Below are 19,387 nucleotides of genomic sequence, written 5' to 3' on the forward strand. Positions count from 1 at the left end.
GCGCAAGCGGCGTTCACCTCGCCCGTGAAAGTGAGGGTTCCGTCTTCCTTATTATCGGCGCTTGCCACCTTCATGCTCTCCGCGTATCAGCGAATGAGGACCAGCGCATAACCCCGAAATCGGATTTGATTTTCGGGGTTATGCGCCAATTCAAAGTGATAGAGCGTCCTTAGCGCATCCTGTTGGACGCGCGGCGCTCTAGTGCCGGGAGGACAAGGTGAGCAGACGGTTTCTATCGATCGGTGAATGCATGGTGGAACTCTCGCAGGCAGGCGATGGTCTGCTGCGCAAAGGCTTCGCCGGCGATACCTTCAACACCGCCTGGTATGTCCGCGCCTGCCTTGGCCCCGACTGGTCGGTCGACTACTTCACCGCCCTCGGTGACGACGCTATGTCGGACGAAATGGTGGCCTTTATCGACAAGGCAGGCATCGGCACCAGCCTCATTCGCCGCATCAGGGGCAGGACGCCGGGCCTCTACATGATCAACCTGAAGGACGGCGAACGCTCCTTCAGCTACTGGCGCGACAGCGCCGCCGCCCGCAGCCTGGCTGCCGATCCCGACCGCCTGCGCGAGGCGGTGGAGAGCGCTGAAGTCGTCTATTTCTCCGGCATCACGCTTGCCATACTGCCGCATGAGGATGCCGAAACGCTGCTTGCTGAAGTCCGTCGCGCCAAGGCCGCCGGCAAGCTCGTCGTCTTCGATCCGAACATCCGTCCGCGCCTCTGGTCGAGCTACGACATAATGCACACGACGATCAGCGAAGGCGCCCGCTCCTCCATGCTCGTCATGCCGAGCTTCGACGACGAGGCCGCCCATTTCGGCGACGATTCCATCGAGGCGACGATCCACCGCTATCGCGCGCTGGGTGCCGTCCATATCGTCGTCAAGAACGGCGCGGAGGGTGTCACGCTGAATTTTGCCGGCGAGCAGACCTTCGTTCCGGCCGAAAAGGTGGAGAAGGTGGTCGACACGACCAGCGCCGGCGACAGCTTCAACGGCGCTTTTCTCGCACGATATCTCGAAGCCGGCGATGCACCTGCCGCCGCCCGCTTCGCAGCAAAGGTCGCTGCCCGCGTCGTCAGCGAACATGGCGCATTGGTCGTAAGGGAAAAGCTTGGATTGGATGGCGGCTAAAGCGGCGCGATCTTTCAGATTCGCTTAGCGAAACTGCCTTTGGGCCGCACATGCTGACGCAGGTTGCACACAATGTCCGGGCGCTCCGGTTTTGTCGGCATCGTTTGCCCGCTGCTAGAGCATGATGCCGAAAAGTGTGCGCGGTTTTCGGACGACATCATGCTCTATTTCTTTGATCTAGATCAGGATTCAGATTTCATGCCGATCGGGCCTAAAATCATCCTGATCTAGGGGAAATCAGGACTTTGTCGGCCGATCAGCGTCGCGAACCGCCTCGTCATGGTACCAGCAACTGTCGAGCGCAGCATCGCAGACGTCTGCGGCCTCGCGCTCCATCAGCCTGGCGCGTTCGAACCGGTTGGCGTTTCGTATCGCCTTAACGGGAAACTGGTAGATCGTTGCGGATTCACGATGGAAACCGGTGGGCATCAGATCGCCTCCATTCAGTTCGGCGCATCAACATTTCAGGACCATCTACATAGCACAATGCACATAGTTTATGCAAATTGCATAAAATAAGGGCAATGTTGCAATTGTAATCGGTCGGTATGCTGTCTCGGCTAAAAGCTTCCGATAATTTGTTTAACACTTCATCATTTCAGCCTAACGCCACAATTTTCATCCGGTTCCAGACGGGAAAAGTGCGTTTTCATGGGCGATACTGTCTATGAACGTTCAAAACAGCCTGATTTTCCAAAAGGGAAAAAATCGGCTGGCACGCTGATTCGCGATTTTTCTTTCGCACGGCGCCAAAACTGGCACGCTACGTGCTTTTAAAGCGTCATCCCTGGCGGTCGGATGCGCTTGCGCGCCGAGATCACCTCCGGATTTGCTCACCTTCGTAGCATTGAGAGAGTCACGATGACAAAATATAAGCTCGAGTATATTTGGCTCGATGGGTACACTCCGGTACCGAACCTGCGTGGCAAGACGCAGATCAAGGAATTCGACGTATTCCCGACGCTGGAACAGCTTCCGCTCTGGGGCTTTGACGGATCCTCGACGCAGCAGGCTGAAGGCCGCAGCTCCGATTGCGTGCTGAAGCCGGTCGCCATCTATCCCGACCCGGCCCGTACCAACGGCGCTCTCGTCATGTGCGAAGTCATGATGCCGGATGGCGTCACGCCGCACGCATCGAATGCCCGCGCCACCATCCTCGACGACGAAGATGCATGGTTCGGCTTCGAGCAGGAATATTTCTTTTACCAGAACGGCCGTCCGCTCGGCTTCCCTGAGCAGGGCTACCCCGCTCCGCAGGGCCCGTACTACACCGGCGTCGGCTATTCGAACGTCGGCGACGTTGCCCGCGAAATCGTCGAAGAGCACCTCGATCTCTGCCTCGCTGCCGGCATCAATCACGAAGGCATCAATGCCGAAGTGGCCAAGGGCCAGTGGGAATTCCAGATTTTCGGCAAGGGCTCCAAGAAAGCCGCCGACCAGATCTGGATGGCACGCTACCTCTTGCAGCGCCTGACCGAAAAGTACGGGATCGACATCGAGTATCACTGCAAGCCGCTCGGCGACACCGACTGGAACGGCTCGGGCATGCATTGCAACTTCTCGACCAAGTACATGCGCGAAGTCGGCGGCAAGGCCTATTTCGAAGCGCTGATGGCGCAGTTCGACAAGAACCTGATGGACCACATCGACGTCTACGGTCCTGACAACGACAAGCGCCTGACCGGCAAGCACGAGACGGCTCCGTGGAACAAGTTCTCCTACGGCGTTGCCGACCGTGGTGCCTCGATCCGCGTGCCGCACTCCTTCGTCAAGAACGACTACAAGGGTTATCTGGAAGATCGCCGCCCGAATTCGCAGGGCTGCCCCTACCAGATCGCTTCGCAGGTTCTGAAGACGATCTCGGAAGTTCCGACCGCAAGCTCGGCTTCCGCTGCAGCTTGACCTCCCAGGCGGCGCCGGTCCACGACCGGCGCCGTGACTTTCTTCTTTCAAATGAAAAACAACCGCCGCCAGCCGCCGACATAATCGGGGCGATCAGACCGGCGAAAGCCCTGCAATCCTCGCAATATGGGCTGTAATATTTCCATCATGGTCATGCCTCAAAATAGAGAAGCGGGAATCGCCGTTCCGGAACCCCGCTGAGGGGTTGAGCGTTGGCATATCACTGCGACGCGGATGGAAATCGTGACATGCTGCAACGTCCGGCAAACACTTATAGCGGCGAGAGCTGGGCCAATGCCGCAGCCGCCGGGAACCTGCCTGAGAGGCTGGTGATTGTCACCGATGCCTGGCACCCACAGGTCAACGGCGTCGTGCGCTCGATCGAGAACACCAACCGCGAACTGGCGAAGATGGGCGTCGAGGTTTCGATGGTGACGCCGGAGCGCTTCAACAGCATCCCCTGCCCGACCTATCCTGAGATCCGCCTGTCGATCGCCAATTACCGCCGCATCGCCCGCGAGATCGAAAAGCACAATCCGTCCTACGTGCATATTGCCACCGAAGGTCCGCTGGGGCTGACCGCCCGCCGCTGGTGCCTGAGAAACCGCATGCCGTTTTCGACGAGTTACCACACCCGCTTCCCGGAATACGTTTCCGCGCGCCTGCCGATACCGAAGAGCTGGCTCTACTCCTTCGTTCGCTGGTTCCACAATGGCGGCGCCGGCTGTATGGTGGCGACGCCGAGCCTTGCCCGCGAACTGTCAGAAAAGGGCATCCGCAACCTCATGCCCTGGAGCCGCGGCATCGACGCCACGCAGTTCCGTCCGATGGAGCTCGAGGAAAACCCGTTCGGCTTGGCTCGCCCGATCTTCATGACCGTCGGCCGCGTGGCGCTGGAAAAGAACCTGCCGGCATTCCTCGATCTCGATCTGCCGGGTTCCAAGGTCGTCGTCGGCGATGGTCCGGCGCGTGCCGAGCTTGAAAAGCAATATCCCGACGTCTTCTTCGCCGGCGTGCAGTTCGGCGAGGATCTGGCGAAAACCTACGCCCAGGCCGATGTCTTCGTCTTTCCCTCGCTCACCGACACCTTTGGCAACACCATCCTCGAAGCACTGGCATCGGGCGTGCCGGTCGCAGCCTATCCGGTCACCGGCCCGCTCGACATCATCGGCGAGGATGGCGAGGTCGGGGCGCTCGACCAGAACCTGCAGGCCGCCTGCCTTGCCGCCCTCTCCGCCTCGCGCGGCAAGGCGCGTGACCTCGCCATGCAATATTCCTGGGAAGCGGCGACGCTGCAGTTCATCAACAATATCCGCGCCGCCAACGGCGTCATCACACCGAAATGGAAGAAGGCCTGGCAGTTTGCCACCAAGTCGCTTCCAAGAAGCAGAAAGCCCGGCGAAACCGCCGGGCCTCTCCCGTCCGCAGACTGATTGGTTTTACTTGTGAAGCGCGCTGCGAAGCGTGTCGTTCGCGACCGCAATCGCACTGCGCGCCGCAGGCGTTTCGGCAATGGCGTTCAGCAGCACGAAGTCGTGGATCGTGCCGTTATAGCGCATCGACGTGACGCGGACACCGGCCTGGCTGAGCTTGCGGGCATAGGCCTCACCCTCATCGCGCAGCACGTCGTTCTCGTCAACGATGACCAGCGCCGGCGGCAGCCCGTTCAACTGCTCCAGCGACGCCTGCAGCGGTGAGGCCGTCGGCTCCTTGCGCTTGGCTTCATCGGGCAGATAGGCGTTCCAGAACCACTTCATCGCTTCCTTCGTCAACCACGGGCCATTAGCGAACTCATTGTAGGAACCATTGTCGAAATTGGCGTCGGTGACGGGGTAGAACAGCACCTGCTGGTCGATGGCAGGACCGCCGCGCTCCTTGGCGAGCAGCGTCACCACCGCCGCCATGTTGCCGCCGACGCTATCGCCTGCGACAGCGAGCCTGGAGGCATCGACCTTGAACTCCTTGGCATGTTCAGCGACATATTTGGTCGCGGCATAGGCCTGCTCGATGGCGACGGGATAACGGGCTTCGGGCGAGCGCTCATAGTCGACGAAGACGACGGCGGCATCGGCGCCGTTGGCGATCTCGCGCACCAGCCGGTCATGTGTGTCCGCATCGCCCAGCACCCAGCCGCCGCCATGGAAATAGAGAATGACCGGCAGCGTGCCCTTGGCATGTTCCGGACGGACGATGCGCAGCTTGATGCTGCCTGTCGGGCCAGCCTTGATGACCCTGTCCTCTTCCTTGGCGGCAAGCTTCTTCACGTCGCCCTTCTGCGCGCCCGCCAGAACATTGCGGGCATCGGCCGGCGACAGCGTGTAGATCGGCTTGCCGCCGGCAAGCCCGTCGATGAATTTCTGCGTTGTCGGTTCGAGTACCGGTTCGGCAAGCGCGCCGACGGCGGAAGCTGCGAGCAGTGCTGCTGCGGAAACGGTGGTCTTGATGGTCGACATTGTCTTGTCCTCTCGGGTTCGATGTTCGTCCTGAACACCGGCTTTATATCGCGCGCGATTGTTTATTGAGCAATTTAAATTTGCGCATGGCAGCTATGCATAAAAATCGCTTACGATTATTTATTGCACGATATAAATTCCATCAGTTCTGGAGAAACCCCATGCAGGATCAGCTAAAGCTCGACAATTTCATCTGCTTCGCCGTCTATACGGCAAGCCACGCACTGAACCGCGTCTACAAGCCGCTGCTCGATACGTTGGGTCTCACCTATCCGCAATATCTGGCGATGGTGTCTCTCTGGGAGCAGGACGGCCAGACCGTCGGTGGCCTCGGCGAAAAGCTCTTCCTGGAATCGAGCACGCTGACCCCTCTGCTCAAACGCCTGGAAACCGCTGGTTATGTCAGACGCGAACGCAGCCGGGAGGACGAACGCGTCGTCGTCATCCGCTTGAGCGAAGAAGGTATTCGCCTGAAGGAAAAGGCGATCGGCATCCCGGGTTGCATCGCCGCTGCCAGCGGTCGCGATGCAGTCGACCTCACCCGCCTCCAGGCCGAGATCGTGGCGCTGCGTGAGGCGCTGAACAAAAGCGTGGCTTAGATTGCCGGATAGCTATCACAGTGCCTGTGATACCCCCCTCTGCCCTGCCGGGCATCTGCCCCACAGATGCGGAGATCAGATGGACGTTACGGCTTCCCCAAACAATTACCGTTTGGCGATCAGAACATCGATAGAGAGGGTTGAGTGTTCGCCTCCTGCCGATCTCCCCCTTGTGGGGGAGATGCCCAGCAGGGCAGAGGGGTGGCTCCACGACGCGCGCAATGACCCACCAATCAGCGCAAGCCCCAGCCTACGTTCGTCTCTTCTTGCCTTCGAACGGATTGTCAGGCGAGCGGAAATGGATGCGGATCGGTACGCTCGGCATGTCGAAATCGGCGCGCAAGCCGTTGATCAGATAGCGTGTATAGGATTCCGGCAGCGCATCCGACCGGGTGCAGGAGATCATGAAGGCCGGCGGGCGGGCCTTCACCTGCGTCATATATTTCAGCTTGATGCGGCGGCCGGAAACGGCCGGTGGCGGATGCTGGACCTGCTGCGTCTCCAGCCAGCGGTTCAGCCGCGCCGTCGAAATGCGCTTATTCCAGACCTTGTCGGTATCGATGATCGCCTGCATGAGCTTGTCGAGCCCCCAGCCGGTCTGGCCGGAGATCGGCACGGCGCGGATGCCGCGCGCCTGCGGCAGCAGCCGGTCGGTCTTTTCGCGCAGATCCGCAAGCACCGCCTGGCGGTCCTCGATCATGTCCCACTTGTTGAAGGCGAGCACGGCGGCACGGCCCTCGCGGAGCACGAGGTCGACGATCTGCAGGTCCTGCTTCTCGAAGGGGATCGTCGCATCGAAGACGATGACGACGGTTTCGGCGAAGCGGATGGCGCGCAATGCGTCGGCGACCGAAAGCTTCTCCAGCTTCTCGATCACCCGTGCCTTGCGGCGCATGCCGGCCGTGTCGAACATCTTGATGGTGCGGCCGCGCCAGTCCCATTCGACCGAGATGGAATCGCGGGTGATGCCCGCTTCCGGTCCCGTCAGCAGCCGGTCCTCGCCGAGGAAGCGGTTGATCAGCGTCGACTTACCCGCATTCGGCCGCCCGACGATCGCCACGCGCAACGGCTTCGTATCGTCATAGATCGGCTCTTCGTCCTCGTCGCCCTCGTCTGATGATTGCGGAATGTCGACGTCGGTAACCGCCACATCCTCTTTCTCGGGATAGGCACGGTCCTCGCCGATCGCCGCGACGATCGCATCGCGCAGGTCGAGCATGCCCTGCCCGTGTTCTGCCGAAATCGGCGTCGGCTCGCCGAGGCCGAGCGTATAAGCGTCATAGAAGCCGCTATCGGAGCCCCGCGCTTCGGATTTGTTGGCGACAAGCACCACCGGCTTGCCGCGCCGGCGCAGCATTTCGGCAAGGTCGGTATCGACGGGCGTCAATCCGCTCTTGGCGTCGACGACGAAAAGCGAAAGATCCGCCTCGTCGATCGCCGCTTCGGTCTGCGCCCGCATCCGGCCCTGCAGGCTTTCCGCGTCGGCCTCTTCCAGACCAGCCGTGTCGATGATCGTGAAGGTCAGGCCCATCAGCCGCGCATCGCCCGGCCGGCGGTCGCGGGTAACACCCGGCGTGTCATCGACAAGCGCCAGCTTCTTGCCTACCAGCCGGTTGAAAAGTGTCGACTTGCCGACATTCGGACGACCGACGATCGCGACCGTGAAACTCATATCTTGTCCTTAACGCGATCAGCCCTGAGCGGCGGGCGCCTTGCCGGATGCGGTAATCAGATCAAGCATCATATGGGCGCGATTGGCAACATTGCGCGGGCTGTCGGTATCGTCGACGATCGACTGAAACCACTGCCGCGCCTGCGCCATGTTGCCGGCTTTGTAAGCGGCAAGGCCGAGTGCCTCGCGCGCCGAATGACGGAAGGCGTTGCCCGGAACGGCCATTTCCTCGATCGCCGCCGAAACCTCTTCGTAAGTGCCGTTCTCGATGAGCAGCCAGCCGGCGCGCATCTTGGCGGCATCGCGCACGGCAGCCGGAACGGCATTGTCCTTGCCGATCTCGTTGAAGGCGGCGATTGCCGCGACGGTATCGCCCTTCTGCACCTGAACGGTCGCGGCCCGCATGCGCGCCAGTACCGGATAGGCGCCATGGCCTTCCTTCTCGAGCTTGTCGAGCGCGGCCAGCGCCTCGTCGTTCTTGTTCTCGTCGGCAAGCTTCATCGCCGCCAGGAACTGGTCGCCGGTGCCGGAGGAGCGGTTGTCGTCCCAATAGTCGTAGAGAACCTTGCCGGCGGTGCCGACGACGATCAGGATGGCGACGACGACGATATAGCGGCCGAACCGGCGCCAGACGCCCTTCATCTGGTCAGACCGCAATTCCTCATTGACTTCACGGATGAAGCTGTCGTCGTTGAATGCCATTCTCGTCTCCGGCCGCGGAAATACCCATACACCATGCAAAACGCATATTGTCGGGCCTTCTACTCCATTTTGCTGCCGTTGTAAGGGGGATGTGAAAGATTAGAGCAATTCCAGGAAAAGTGCGAAGCGGTTTTCCGTCCGGAGTTGCGTAGAAACAAAAAGTTAGAGCGGTTCTGAGCTTCCATGAAAGCTGAACCGCTCTAAAGCGCCGCGCGTCCGACAGGACGCGCTAAGGACGCTCTAACACTTTGAATCCGCGCATAAACCTTTCCGAAAATCGGAATCGATTTTCGGGGTTATGCGTCGGTCAGATGACGAGCGGCGAAACGCCGATCAACCATTCGTGCAGCTTCCAGATGATCAGCGCCCAGACGACGATGCCGATGATGATGGCATAGAGGTCGTATTTGGCCGAGACGAACGGCCGGAGCGTGATCTCGCCCGCCCGCTGCCGTCGTTTCAGGGAAATGCGCAGGATAACGCCCCAGGCGAGAAAGGCGGTAAACAGCAGGACCGACGACGTCTCGCCATTGGCGAGCAGGTGCGCCAGCGCCCAGATTTTCACGGACAGCACCATCGGATGTTTGGTCTTGGTCGCGATATGCCCCGCCGGCAGCAGCGAGGCGACGAGACAGATCATCGCGATCAGCATTAGCGTGATTGATATATGCGCCATCCAGACCGGTGGATTGTAAAGCACGCCAGTCACCTGCCGCGCCTGCCCGAAGCCGTAGATCAAAAGGATCAGCGTGGCGATGCTGGCAATCGAATAGGCCGCCCGCCAGCCCTTCTCGCCGAGGCTTGCAATAATCGAGCGGCGAAAGTCCGGCAACAGCACCCGCACCAGATGCACCCCGAGGAAAAGTATGATGCCGACGATAAGCAATGTCATTGCGGATCCCTTTCGTGCCGTTTGTGTTGGCTTAGCCGCTGGCGTGAAAAAATGCCAGCGCGACCGCAGCTTCGCCGCAATTCTGTCGGACGGAAACCGCGAACAAATTGTCGCGGTGCCCATGTCTCGTTCCCTCCTCTCCGCCTGCCTTTCTGTTTCGCTCCTCGTTCCGGCAATTGCCCAGGCGGTCGATCGGCCGAAACAGCTCGTCATCATTTCCTTCGACGGCGCCCACGACAACGCGCTGTGGCTGAAAAGCCGCGAGATGGCGGCGAAAAACGGCGCCCATTTCACCTATTTCCTTTCCTGCACTTTTCTGATGAACGAGGCGGCGAAGAAGGCCTACCAGGCGCCCCACCAGAAACGCGGAAAATCCAATGTCGGCTTCGCCCAGAGCGACGACGAGATCCGCGAGCGCCTCGGCAATATCTGGCACGCCCATCTCGAAGGACATGACATATCGAGCCATGCCTGTGGCCATTTCGACGGCCGCCTCTGGAGCGAGGCCGACTGGTCGGCCGAATACGCCACCTTCCATGCGACGTTGAAAAACGCCTGGAAGAGCGTCGACCTGCGGGAGCCGGCCGGCTGGCAGGATCTGGTCGATCACGGCATCAAGGGCTTTCGCGCCCCCTATCTCTCGGCAACCGCGGGCGCTGACATGATCGCCGCCGAAAAGAAGGCGGGCTTCACTTATGATGCGAGCCTCGTCACCAAAGGGCCTGCCATGCCTGTCGAGGAAGATGGCATCATCCGCTTCGGCCTGCCGCTGATCCCCGAAGGCCCGAACGACAAGCCGATCATCGGCATGGACTACAATCTCTTCGTCCGTCATTCGAAGGGTGCGGAGGATACGGCCGACTCCGCGGAATTCGAGGACCGCGCCTATGCCGCCTTCAAGGAGGCTTTCGACAAGCAATATGCCGGCGCCCGCATCCCGCTACAGCTCGGCTTCCATTTCGTCGAAATGAACGGCGGCGCCTACTGGCGCGCCCTCGACCGACTGGTCAGCGACGTCTGCCACCGGACGGATGTGGCCTGCGTCAGCTATTCGGAAGCGATCCCGATGATCGAGGCGCGCGGGAAATTGCAGACGTCAGGTCTTTAATGGCACCTGCTACCAAGCCCGCAAGGTGCTCTAGGTCCTATTGGATGAGATGGCGTGCCGTGCCACCCCCTCATCCGCCCTATCGGGCACCTTCTCCCCGCTGGGGAGAAGAGGGAATCGAGACGTTGCGGCAAGTCTCTTTTCCTCAGCGGGGAGAGGTGCCGGCAGGCGGATGAGGGGGCCGCACACGCCGACGTTTCGATCGCGGACAAGTCCCGCCGCATCAACCGTCGGCGTGCACGACGCCCGCATCACGCTCCAGGTAGCGCTGATCAATCTCCGGCAGCGGTTCGTCGTCGATTGCCGCCTCGAAAGCCTTGAGGCGTTTGTGGATCGAGAGCAGTTCAATGATCGTCGTCCAGGAGTTGACGAGATATTGGAACGAGTTGCTGACCTGTCCGAAGGCGGTCGAGATCTGCTGGAAGATACCATAGGTGATCGTGCCCGCCACGATGGTCGGCACCAGCATGAAGACCACGAAGAGCGCGTCGGCCTGGATATAGAAATAGCGGGCGACATTGAAATACATGTAGTGGAAATACATGCGGTAATAGTTCCGGCGAACGTTGCCGAAGAGCTCCCTGACTGTCAGCGGTTCAGCCCGCTCCGCATGGTCCTCGCCATAGACCAGCTCCTTGCGATACGCCGCTTCGACGCGCTGGTTGCGGAAGTTCAGCCCCGGCAGCTTGACGCCGGCGACCGCCAGCAGGAGCGTGCCGAACGCCGACCAGAACAGAGCCAGCCAGAAGAGCGAATTCGCCACCGGCCCGATGAACGGCAGTTCGGTCACGTAATGCGACAGCGCCAGAAGGATCGGAAGGAATACCACGAGCGTCATCACCGAGTTGATGAGGCTGATACCGAGACCTTCGAGCGTGCTCGAAAAGCGCATCGTATCTTCCTGAACGCGCTGGGAGGCACCTTCGATGTGACGCAGCTTTTCCCACTTCGACATGTAGAAATTGTTCATCGCCGTTCGCCAGCGGAAGATGTAGTGGCTGGTGAAGAAGTCGGTCATGATCGATACGAACATGCTGAGGAATGCGATCTGGCAGAAGACCCACATCAGGCTGTAGAAATTGTCGACGGAAATGCCTGGCTGCTTCGACAATGCGTTCTGCAGGAGGTCGCCAAACGGCCGGCGCCAGTTATTGATCACAACGCTGATCTGGACGCCGAAGTAGGTCACGAAGATGATCAGTGCCGAACCCCAGATCGACCAAATCTTCCAGGGGTGGTTCAGCGCCTTCAGATGCCACGCACCGCAGAAGATTACCGCCGCGAGAAGGAAATAGCTGTAGAACCAGACATTTTCGGGCAGCAGGAAGAACGAAAGGTCGATCGGCTGCTGTTCTTCAGGAACCGCTGCAAAACCGAGGGAGGCGCCAAGACCAGCGGCAAAGAAATACCAGCCAAAAATCGCAGCCAGCGTCCAGATTGCGAGCGAAGTAAAGAACGCTTTTGGCTGAGGGAAGAAGGAATGAAACACGGGGAGCTTTGCTTTCCTGAACTGTGAGTCTCGGGAGTGTCGTCAACACTGATTGTGCCGGAAACTAAGGCAGTTCCAAGGAAGCAGCAATGGGTTCAGCCGATTGTTACGGAGTTGTAACCGGTTAAGCGATTTTCTTGATCACGGGCATCACCAGCGCTGCGCAGGCGACAAGTGCCACGGCGGCGATCATCGTGGGCACGGTGAAGCTGCCCGTGCGCTCGGCGATCCAGCCAGCGACAACAGGCCCGACGATCTGGCCGACGCCGAAGGCGGCCGTCATCATCGCCAGGATCCGCCGCGGACTGTCAGGCGAAAGCTTGCGGCCGATCTGCAGCCCAAAAGCAGTAATCGCCAGGAACGTCGCTCCGAACAGCGCCCCCCCGATCAACGGTGCGGCAGAAGGCGGTAGCGCCACCGTCGCAAGCACCCCGGCGGCCTCGACCAGAAGGGCTGCGACATAGACGCCGCCAAGCCCGAGCAGCTTGACAAGCGGCTTCCAGGCAAACAGCGCCACAGCAGCCGTCAGGCCGGCGATGAACCAGCAGAGGAATTCGACGAAGGGTCCCGTTGCAGAAAGACGTGCGATGGTAACGAGGAAGGTCGCGGTGATGACGTAGCCGAAACCGAACAGACCGTAGGACAGCGTCAGCAGCACCATCGGCCGGTTCCAGACCAGTGCAGGCTCCTTGCCCGACTGCGCCGATTGCGCCGGCGCCGACGGCAATAGCAGGAAGACGACGACGAGGCTTGCCGCGCAGTAGAGCGCCCCGCCGATCCAGTCGGCGCGCCAGCCGCCCGGCCCGTCGTGAAAGCCAAGTCCGATCAGCAGCACCATGACCGAAGAAAGCGCAATACCTGCCCCTGGCCCACCAAAATGCGCCGCCTGCACATGATCATTGCCGGCAGCAGCCCCGTGGCTGAGCACGATCGACGAGGTGAAGACCATCGCAAAGGCGCTGGCGACACCAGCCAGGAAGCGAATGATGGCAAAGACGGCGACAGAATCGGTGGTAGCCATGGCGGCGAGCAGGATGGCGGTTGCCAGCAGCGACAGCAGCGCCACCGGCCGCTCCCGCCCCGCCGCCCAGCCATAGGCGGCAAGCACGGCGCCGACGAGATAACCGACGAAATTCGCCGATGCGATAAAGCCCGCATCCGCTGCCGAAAGCGGCACGCCGCTGATCATACCGGGCAGGATCGGCGTGTAGGAGAAGCGCCCGAAGCCCATAGCGGCGGCCATGGCAACGGCGCCGGCAGCGGCGGTGGAGACAAGATTCGGCGGGGAATGACCGGTGCGCACGAGCATGCAGCGCTTATCGCGCTGCAGCACCGGCATCACAATCAAGTAATTCTGATCGATCGATCAATTTCCCGAAACTTCAAAAATTCTCGACTGCACTTGAAAGGATATATCTTACGATATATGTTTTACGACATAGCTAACGATACATCTAACGATGAAAGGATAAAGTCATGAGAGGTTTTAAAGGCGGCATGTTCGGCGGAGATTTCCGCATGGGCCGCAAATTCGCAGCAGGCGATCTTCAGCTCGTCATCCTGGCTTTGCTCGATGAGCAGCCGCGCCACGGTTATGAATTGATAAAGCTGCTGGAGGAACGTTCCGGCGGCTTCTATGTACCGAGCCCCGGCGTCATCTATCCCGCACTCACCTATCTCGAGGAAACCGGCCTTGCCGAGGTGGAGGCCGAGGGCGCCAAGAAGCTCTACCGCATCACCGAGGCCGGCCGCGGCCGCGTCGAAGAAAACCGCCCCATGATCCTGCATACGTTCGCCAAGCTGGAACGCATCGGCGAGAAGATGGCCCATGTGAAGCGTGTCTTCGAAACCGACCGTCACGGCGCCGACGATGGCGATGACGGCGATTTCATGCAGGACGGCGGCGATATCCGCGCCGCCCGCATGCTGCTGCGCTCGGCCATGCGGATGCGCTATCCCTGGTCGAAACCCGAAGCAGCCCGCATCGCCGGCATCCTCGAACGCGCCGCCACCGAAATCCTGCAAGGCGGCAGGCCGGGAACGCGGGGCTGAGACGAAGACTGTACGGCGGGATTTGAGACAGAGTCAGCTCCCGCCACCTTTCTCCATTGTCCAGCGCCGGCTTTACGCCCGTTCATCCGGCAAGGTCAGAACCACCGGCCCGTTACGTGTCGCGACCACCGTGTGTTCGTATTGCACGGTCGGCGCCTTTGGATCGGCATAGAGCGTCCAGGCATCGTCGCCGCCTTCGGCCCATGTCGCGCCGAGCGACAGAAACGGCTCGACGGTGAAGACGAGACCTTCCGTCATCATGCGTTTTTCAGAAGGATCCGGCCAGGTCGAAAGCTCGGCCGGCTCCTCATGCAACGAGCGGCCGACGCCGTGGCTCGCCAGATTGGCGACCAGCGTATAGCGGTTCTTCTGCGCGAAGGCGCCGACGGCGGTGCCGATCGTCGCCAGCGGCTCGCCCGATTTCACCTGGTTGAGACCGATCCAGAGCGCCCGCTTGCCGTCGCGGCAGAGCCGCTCGATCTTCGGCTTGACCGGCGGCATCGTGAAGGAGGCGCCGGTATCGGCGAAGAAGCCATCCTTTTCCGCCGAGACGTCGATATTGATGAGGTCGCCGGCGCGGATGACGCGCGGGCCGGGAATACCGTGGGCGATTTCCTCATTGATGCTGATGCAAGTGGCGCCGGGAAACTGGTAGCAGAATTCCGGCGCCGAACGCGCGCCCGAATCCTCCAACACCTTGCGGCCGATCCGGTCGAGCTCCAGCGTCGTCATGCCGGGCTCCATCGCCGCCGCCATCACCTGGATGGCGTTGGCACAGATGCGGCCGATCTCCTTGAGCTTTACCAGTTCGTCGTCGTTTGCGATAACCATTCGTCTGTTCCGGCCTTGCGCAGGGGCGGCAGCGGCCGCCTTAAAGCGCCGCGCCTCCAACAGGAAGCCCTAAGGACGCTCTGTCACTTCGAATCTGCGCATACTCCGTTTCGAAAATCGATTCCGATTTTCGGCGTTATGCGCTCGTCAAGCCGTGGCTTTCGCCTCTTCGCTGCTATCAGTCAACGCCTTTCTGACGATCGGCGCGACTTTCGTTCCGTAAAGCTCGATGCCGCGCATGATCTCGGCATGCGGCATCAGCCCGATGGCCATCTGCAGCAGGAAGCGATCGTTCTTGAAGAGTGCATGATGGGCGATGATCTTTTCGGCGACCACCTCGGGATCACCGACGAAGAGCGCACCGTTCGGCCCGCGCGACATGTCGAAATGCGCCCGGTTCGTCGGTCCCCAGCCACGCTCGCGGCCGATGCGGTTCATCACCTCGGCCTGCGGCCCGTAGAACTGGTCGGCGGCGGTGGCCGTCGTATCGGCGATGAAGCCGTGGACATTGATGCTGGTTTTCAGCTTCGACTGATCCTGCCCCGCCCGGCGCGCGGCCTCGCGGTAGAGATCGAAGAGCGGCGCAAAACGGCGCGGCTCGCCGCCGATGATCGCCAGCGCCACCGGCAGGCCGAGGGCGCCGGCGCGCGCCACCGACTGCGGCGTACCGCCGACCGCGACCCAGAGCGGCAACGTATCCTGCAACGGCCTGGGATAGACGCCGCGCCCGTTGATCGGCGCGCGAAGTTCACCCTTCCACTCCACAACCTCGCTGTCGCGCAGCGCCAGCAGCAGATCGAGCTTCTCCTCGAAAAGCTGGTCGTAATCTTCGAGATTATAGCCGAACAGCGGGAAGGACTCGATGAAGGAGCCGCGCCCCGCCATGATTTCGGCGCGGCCGTTGGAGATCAGATCGAGCGTGGAAAACTGCTGGAAGACACGCACCGGATCATCGGAGGAGAGCACGGTGACCGCACTGGTCAGCCGGATATTCCTGGTCTTGACGGCAGCCGCCGCCAGCACGACCGCCGGAGCAGACGCCGCATAATCGGGTCGGTGATGCTCGCCGAGGCCGAAGACGTCGAGCCCAACCTGATCGGCAAGCTCGATTTCCTCGATAAGATGCTTCAGCCGCTCGGCGCCTTCCGCGCCCTTGCTGCGGGAGGGGTTGGGATTGACGTCGGCGAATGTGTAAAGCCCCAGTTCCATCATCGGCATCCTGTTGAATTCTCGGCTGAGATAAGGATGCCGGGGATGGAGCGCAAATACAAATTCTGGAACGGAATGTTCGAGAATTTCGATAGGCGGCATGATGTCTCTGACGACCTGGAAGACCGATTGGCGACCAATTCGAATCTGAATTCAACGACTTCGAAGCACCGGCGGAATCATCTTTCGAACCGTTTAAGACGGGGCTTCAACTGCCAGGACGACGCGGTCTCGCCGCGCCGTCTCGCCCGCCGCTCACATCTTCGCCAGCAGCTCCGCCAGTTGGTCCGCAGCCTTGCCCCATCCTTCGTGGAAACCCATCTTCTCGTGCGCCTCCTTGTCCTCGGCGCGCCAGTGCAGCGCCTTGGCCGTATATTTCGTGCGACCGTTGCCGAGATCTTCGAGCAGGATGACGCCCGTGAAGAAAGGTTTCTCGGCCGGCACCCAGGCGCTGGTATAGGCATCGGTGAAGACGATCTTCTCGTTCTCGACGACTTCGAGATAGACGCCACGGTTCGGGTATTGATTGCCCTCAGGGTCATGCATGACGACGACGCTGGAACCGCCGGGGCGGACGTCGAGCGTTGCTTCCGCGACACCCCAGGGACGCGGCACGAACCACTGCTTCAGCAGGTCGGGATCGGTCCATGCCTTGTAGATCTTCTCGCGCGGCGCGTCGAATTCGCGAACGAGGACGAGTTCATGTTGCGTGCTGGCGGTCATTTCGACATCTCTCCATCTTGAGTGAAACCTGTTTCGTATCAGGTTGTTACAAGGACGTGTCGAAGTTCGCCATTCCGACATCGCGCCGGCTTTTTCTTGATCTATTTTGCGATCGGCTGCGTCGCCTCTTCCTGCATCTTGTCGATCTGCCGGCGGATATGGGCTGCCTCAGCCGCCGAATGGGCCACTGCAATGGCGCGATCGAAGGCTTCGCGTGCCTGGTCGGCCAGGCCAAGCTGCTTCAGCAACCCGCCCCGAAGGCCATGATAATAGAAATAACCGCACAGCTTTTCGGCAAGTGGATCGATGAGATCGAGAGCATCCTGCGGACCGTGGAGCTTGGAGACGACGACGGCCCGATTGAGCGTTATCACTGGCGACGGCTGGATACGCTCCAGCGCGCGATAGAGCAGATCGATCTCCACCCAGTCTGTATCCTCGGCGCGTTTTGCGCGGGAATGAACAGCGGCGATGGCCGCCTGAATCTGATAAGGAGCGGGCTGACGATGGCGCAGCGCCTTGTCGAGCAGCGCCAAGGCCTCGTTGATGAAGGGTTGGTTCCAGAGCGACCGGTCCTGATCTTCGAGCAGGACGATCTCGTCGCCGGCGTCGAAGCGTGCCGGCCGGCGCGATATCTGCAGAAGCATGAGCGCAAGCAGCCCCATCAGTTCCGGTTCGGATGGGAAGATATGCAGCATCAATCGCGCCAGCCGGATCGCTTCGTCGCTGAAGGCAGCCGCCTCATGCCTGGGATCTGCCTGGCTGTAGCCCTCGTTGAAGATCAGGTAGATCATCGTGCTGACGATCGAGAGCCGTTCGGCTCTTTCCTGCGGGCTCGGCGTTTCGAAAGGCACCCCAGCCTTGGCGACGCGCGCCTTGGCCCGGGTGATGCGTTGTTCCATGGCGCTCTCGGAAACCAGGAAGGCACGCGCGATCTGCGGTACCGAAAGGCCGGAGACGATGCGCAGCGCCAGCGCGATCTGCTGGGTTGCCGGCAGATCGGGATGGCAGCAGATGAACAGCAGCCGCAGGATATCGTCGCGATAATTGGAATCGTCCAGCCGCTCGACGATATCGCTTTCGGCATCCTCGGTATCGGAAATGACGTCCTCATCCGGCAGAGCCTGGATCTTCGCCCGCTTGCGCACCGCATCGATGCCGCTATTGCGGCCGACGAAGATGAGCCAGGCTGTGGGATCACGCGGTGGCCCTTTCTCCGGCCATGTCCGGATCGCCCTGAGACACGCTTCCTGAAACGCCTCTTCCGCGGTATCGAGATTGCGGAAATAGCGCAGCAGCGCGCCGAGCGCCTTCGGGCGGGCCGATGCAAGCGCGAGGTCGATCCAGGCAATGTCTGTCATGATGAAGCATCTCCGGGCCTGAAGACATAGAAAGGCCGAATTTCGTAAGAAGTGGAACCTGGATTGACGGATGAAAGCTGCTTCGAGAAGGCGATCGCCTCGTCGAGCGTTTCAAAGTCGACCACATAGAAGCCGAGAAGCGCCTCTTTCGTTTCCGCAAAAGGCCCATCGATGACCAAGGGCTCGTCCTTGCCCTTGCGCACCGTGGTCGCAGCCGTGGTCGGCATCAGTCGGCCGACGGGGCCGAGCTTGCCGGATGCGGCAAGCGGCTCCTGCACGGCGTAGAGTTTCTCCATGACGGCAGCCTCCTCCTCCTTGCTCCAGGCGAAGACGGTTTCCTCATGGGCGTAACAAAGGATTGCATAAAGCATTGCTCACTCCTCTTTCCGAATGACGAAGGAGTAACCGCTTACCCGACAGGCCGCATCAAAAAATTATTGATGGGAAATAAAGCGCTACTGATAATAAAGGGGCGGCGACCGGGGAGGGTCGCCGCCCTTTTTGGGTCAGCTTGCCCAGTGCGAGCAACGAATGACGCTGCAGAAATTGCCGCGGTGGAAGTGCGGATCCTTGTCGGCCAGAACATCGGCCTTGACGTTGCCGAAGGTGGTCTCCGGCTTGTGTTTGATGCCTTCATGGAAGGTCTGGATAATATTTTCCTTGAACTGCTCGCCGCGCGGATGGGCATGCACTACCGCCTCGCGCTGCTGATCGCTGTAGTCGTTGTAGGTCAGTCCGAGCACATCCATTTCGACACCGGCTGTCACCAGCGCCACGACGGGGTGCATATGCTGCGGAATGCCCGGCGTCGTATGCAGCGCGATCGCCGTCCAGACGGTGTCGATATCGGCCTGGGCAATGCCGCGGCTCTTCAGGAAATCGCGCGCCGCATTGGCGCCGTCTACCTCGAAACGCTCATCCGCGCTGCTATGCTGATGGGTGAGCCCCATGTCATGGAACATCGCGCCAGTATAAAGCAGCTCCGGATCGAAGCGGAGGCCGCGCTGTTTGCCGGCGAGCGCACCGAAATAATAGACACGGCTGGAATGGTGGAAGAGCAGCGGCGAGGCAGTGTCTCGCACCACCTCCGTCACCTCTCGCGCCAGCTTGCTGTCGGGAATGCTGATGCCGTCGATCTTCAGGGTCATGGCTTTTTTCCTTGCGGTTGAACCTGCTTCCACATTAGAACAGGCGCGGACGTCAGTAATCGACGTAATACGGCATTTTCTGCCAAAACCGGTATCGTCAGGACGTGG

At 60.6% G+C, this 19,387-nt stretch carries 20 protein-coding genes; 7 read left to right on the plus strand and 13 right to left on the minus strand.

All coding sequences use genetic code 11. The features are described 5' to 3' along the window. Positions 1-217 precede the first annotated feature (217 nt). Positions 218-1,138: a sugar kinase gene (locus tag RL_RS18270; protein WP_011653019.1), complete on the plus strand. Its 921-nt coding sequence runs from the start codon at positions 218-220 to the stop codon at positions 1,136-1,138. 72 nt (positions 1,139-1,210) lie between these two features. After that, positions 1,211-1,369 carry a hypothetical protein gene (locus RL_RS40200; protein ID WP_165422418.1) on the plus strand — a complete coding sequence of 53 codons (159 nt, stop codon included), beginning with the start codon at positions 1,211-1,213 and terminating at the stop codon, positions 1,367-1,369. 6 nt (positions 1,370-1,375) lie between these two features. Here the strand turns inward: RL_RS40200 and gstI are convergent, their stop codons facing one another. Beyond that, positions 1,376-1,567, minus strand: coding sequence for a glutamine synthetase translation inhibitor GstI (gstI, locus tag RL_RS18275; RefSeq protein WP_027664062.1), 192 nt, complete (start codon positions 1,565-1,567; stop codon positions 1,376-1,378). Between the two features lie 432 nt (positions 1,568-1,999). On the opposite strand from gstI, the gene RL_RS18280 reads away from it, so the two are divergent. Together RL_RS18280 and RL_RS18285 are read left to right on the plus strand one after the other, a co-directional pair. Further along, entirely contained in the window at positions 2,000-3,040 is a 1,041-nt protein-coding gene (locus RL_RS18280; RefSeq protein ID WP_003541898.1) for a glutamine synthetase beta-grasp domain-containing protein, read from the plus strand. Between the two features lie 248 nt (positions 3,041-3,288). Next, positions 3,289-4,473, plus strand: coding sequence for a glycosyltransferase family 4 protein (locus RL_RS18285; protein ID WP_011653020.1), 1,185 nt, complete (start codon positions 3,289-3,291; stop codon positions 4,471-4,473). A gap of 6 nt (positions 4,474-4,479) precedes the next feature. On the opposite strand, the gene RL_RS18290 is transcribed toward RL_RS18285, so the two are convergent. Beyond that, positions 4,480-5,493, minus strand: a complete 1,014-nt coding sequence (locus RL_RS18290; RefSeq protein WP_011653021.1) for an alpha/beta hydrolase — start codon at positions 5,491-5,493, stop codon at positions 4,480-4,482. Positions 5,494-5,654: 161 nt separating this feature from the next. On the opposite strand from RL_RS18290, the gene RL_RS18295 reads away from it, so the two are divergent. Next, positions 5,655-6,092: a MarR family winged helix-turn-helix transcriptional regulator gene (locus RL_RS18295; RefSeq protein WP_011653022.1), complete on the plus strand. Its 438-nt coding sequence runs from the start codon at positions 5,655-5,657 to the stop codon at positions 6,090-6,092. A gap of 250 nt (positions 6,093-6,342) precedes the next feature. Here the strand turns inward: RL_RS18295 and der are convergent, their stop codons facing one another. The 3 genes from der to RL_RS18310 form a co-directional block, all read right to left on the minus strand. After that, positions 6,343-7,764, minus strand: a complete 1,422-nt coding sequence (gene der, locus RL_RS18300; RefSeq protein WP_011653023.1) for a ribosome biogenesis GTPase Der — start codon at positions 7,762-7,764, stop codon at positions 6,343-6,345. Positions 7,765-7,782: 18 nt separating this feature from the next. After that, a complete protein-coding gene (locus tag RL_RS18305) occupies positions 7,783-8,466 on the minus strand; it encodes a tetratricopeptide repeat protein (RefSeq protein WP_011653024.1) in 684 nt (227 codons plus the stop codon). Between the two features lie 307 nt (positions 8,467-8,773). Continuing rightward, positions 8,774-9,358 carry an NnrU family protein gene (locus RL_RS18310; RefSeq protein ID WP_011653025.1) on the minus strand — a complete coding sequence of 195 codons (585 nt, stop codon included), beginning with the start codon at positions 9,356-9,358 and terminating at the stop codon, positions 8,774-8,776. 121 nt (positions 9,359-9,479) lie between these two features. Between RL_RS18310 and RL_RS18315 the strand changes: the two genes are divergently transcribed. Continuing rightward, positions 9,480-10,466: a hypothetical protein gene (locus tag RL_RS18315; RefSeq protein WP_011653026.1), complete on the plus strand. Its 987-nt coding sequence runs from the start codon at positions 9,480-9,482 to the stop codon at positions 10,464-10,466. A 223-nt stretch (positions 10,467-10,689) separates the two neighbouring features. Here RL_RS18315 and sbmA read toward each other — a convergent pair whose 3' ends face one another. Both sbmA and RL_RS18325 read right to left on the minus strand, forming a co-directional pair. After that, on the minus strand, positions 10,690-11,955 hold the full coding sequence (gene sbmA / locus RL_RS18320) for a peptide antibiotic transporter SbmA (RefSeq protein ID WP_011653027.1): 1,266 nt from the start codon (positions 11,953-11,955) through the stop codon (positions 10,690-10,692). 124 nt (positions 11,956-12,079) lie between these two features. Beyond that, positions 12,080-13,264, minus strand: a complete 1,185-nt coding sequence (locus tag RL_RS18325) for a YbfB/YjiJ family MFS transporter (RefSeq protein WP_028740771.1) — start codon at positions 13,262-13,264, stop codon at positions 12,080-12,082. A gap of 167 nt (positions 13,265-13,431) precedes the next feature. Between RL_RS18325 and RL_RS18330 the strand changes: the two genes are divergently transcribed. Further along, positions 13,432-14,007 (plus strand): PadR family transcriptional regulator, encoded by a 576-nt coding sequence (locus RL_RS18330; protein ID WP_011653029.1) that lies wholly within the window; start codon positions 13,432-13,434, stop codon positions 14,005-14,007. A 72-nt stretch (positions 14,008-14,079) separates the two neighbouring features. On the opposite strand, the gene map is transcribed toward RL_RS18330, so the two are convergent. The 6 genes from map to RL_RS18360 form a co-directional block, all read right to left on the minus strand. Beyond that, complete coding sequence (gene map / locus RL_RS18335) at positions 14,080-14,838, minus strand: type I methionyl aminopeptidase (RefSeq protein WP_011653030.1); 759 nt, start codon at positions 14,836-14,838, stop codon at positions 14,080-14,082. Positions 14,839-14,985: 147 nt separating this feature from the next. Continuing rightward, positions 14,986-16,047, minus strand: coding sequence for an LLM class flavin-dependent oxidoreductase (locus tag RL_RS18340; RefSeq protein ID WP_041936593.1), 1,062 nt, complete (start codon positions 16,045-16,047; stop codon positions 14,986-14,988). A 255-nt stretch (positions 16,048-16,302) separates the two neighbouring features. After that, entirely contained in the window at positions 16,303-16,770 is a 468-nt protein-coding gene (locus RL_RS18345) for an SRPBCC family protein (protein WP_011653032.1), read from the minus strand. Between the two features lie 101 nt (positions 16,771-16,871). Next, complete coding sequence (locus RL_RS18350) at positions 16,872-18,131, minus strand: RNA polymerase sigma factor (protein WP_011653033.1); 1,260 nt, start codon at positions 18,129-18,131, stop codon at positions 16,872-16,874. Beyond that, positions 18,128-18,502, minus strand: a complete 375-nt coding sequence (locus RL_RS18355; protein ID WP_011653034.1) for a YciI family protein — start codon at positions 18,500-18,502, stop codon at positions 18,128-18,130. Before RL_RS18355 ends, RL_RS18350 begins: the two co-directional genes overlap by 4 nt. Before the next feature lie 135 nt (positions 18,503-18,637). Further along, on the minus strand, positions 18,638-19,279 hold the full coding sequence (locus tag RL_RS18360; RefSeq protein WP_011653035.1) for an HD domain-containing protein: 642 nt from the start codon (positions 19,277-19,279) through the stop codon (positions 18,638-18,640). Between the last annotated feature and the right edge of the window lie 108 nt (positions 19,280-19,387).

This window comes from Rhizobium johnstonii 3841, assembly GCF_000009265.1.
Taxonomy (GTDB): Bacteria; Pseudomonadota; Alphaproteobacteria; order Rhizobiales; family Rhizobiaceae; genus Rhizobium; species Rhizobium acaciae.

Coding starts and splice junctions, on each gene's coding strand:
- RL_RS40200 (WP_165422418.1), top strand. CDS start 1,211: ATGTCCGGGCGCTCCGGTTTTGTCGGCATCGTTTGCCCGCTGCTAGAG.
- gstI (WP_027664062.1), bottom strand. CDS start 1,567: ATGCCCACCGGTTTCCATCGTGAATCCGCAACGATCTACCAGTTTCCC.
- RL_RS18280 (WP_003541898.1), top strand. CDS start 2,000: ATGACAAAATATAAGCTCGAGTATATTTGGCTCGATGGGTACACTCCG.
- RL_RS18285 (WP_011653020.1), top strand. CDS start 3,289: ATGCTGCAACGTCCGGCAAACACTTATAGCGGCGAGAGCTGGGCCAAT.
- RL_RS18290 (WP_011653021.1), bottom strand. CDS start 5,493: ATGTCGACCATCAAGACCACCGTTTCCGCAGCAGCACTGCTCGCAGCT.
- RL_RS18295 (WP_011653022.1), top strand. CDS start 5,655: ATGCAGGATCAGCTAAAGCTCGACAATTTCATCTGCTTCGCCGTCTAT.
- der (WP_011653023.1), bottom strand. CDS start 7,764: ATGAGTTTCACGGTCGCGATCGTCGGTCGTCCGAATGTCGGCAAGTCG.
- RL_RS18305 (WP_011653024.1), bottom strand. CDS start 8,466: ATGGCATTCAACGACGACAGCTTCATCCGTGAAGTCAATGAGGAATTG.
- RL_RS18310 (WP_011653025.1), bottom strand. CDS start 9,358: ATGACATTGCTTATCGTCGGCATCATACTTTTCCTCGGGGTGCATCTG.
- RL_RS18315 (WP_011653026.1), top strand. CDS start 9,480: ATGTCTCGTTCCCTCCTCTCCGCCTGCCTTTCTGTTTCGCTCCTCGTT.
- RL_RS18325 (WP_028740771.1), bottom strand. CDS start 13,264: ATGCTCGTGCGCACCGGTCATTCCCCGCCGAATCTTGTCTCCACCGCC.
- RL_RS18330 (WP_011653029.1), top strand. CDS start 13,432: ATGAGAGGTTTTAAAGGCGGCATGTTCGGCGGAGATTTCCGCATGGGC.
- map (WP_011653030.1), bottom strand. CDS start 14,838: ATGGTTATCGCAAACGACGACGAACTGGTAAAGCTCAAGGAGATCGGC.
- RL_RS18340 (WP_041936593.1), bottom strand. CDS start 16,047: ATGGAACTGGGGCTTTACACATTCGCCGACGTCAATCCCAACCCCTCC.
- RL_RS18345 (WP_011653032.1), bottom strand. CDS start 16,770: ATGACCGCCAGCACGCAACATGAACTCGTCCTCGTTCGCGAATTCGAC.
- RL_RS18350 (WP_011653033.1), bottom strand. CDS start 18,131: ATGACAGACATTGCCTGGATCGACCTCGCGCTTGCATCGGCCCGCCCG.
- RL_RS18355 (WP_011653034.1), bottom strand. CDS start 18,502: ATGCTTTATGCAATCCTTTGTTACGCCCATGAGGAAACCGTCTTCGCC.
- RL_RS18360 (WP_011653035.1), bottom strand. CDS start 19,279: ATGACCCTGAAGATCGACGGCATCAGCATTCCCGACAGCAAGCTGGCG.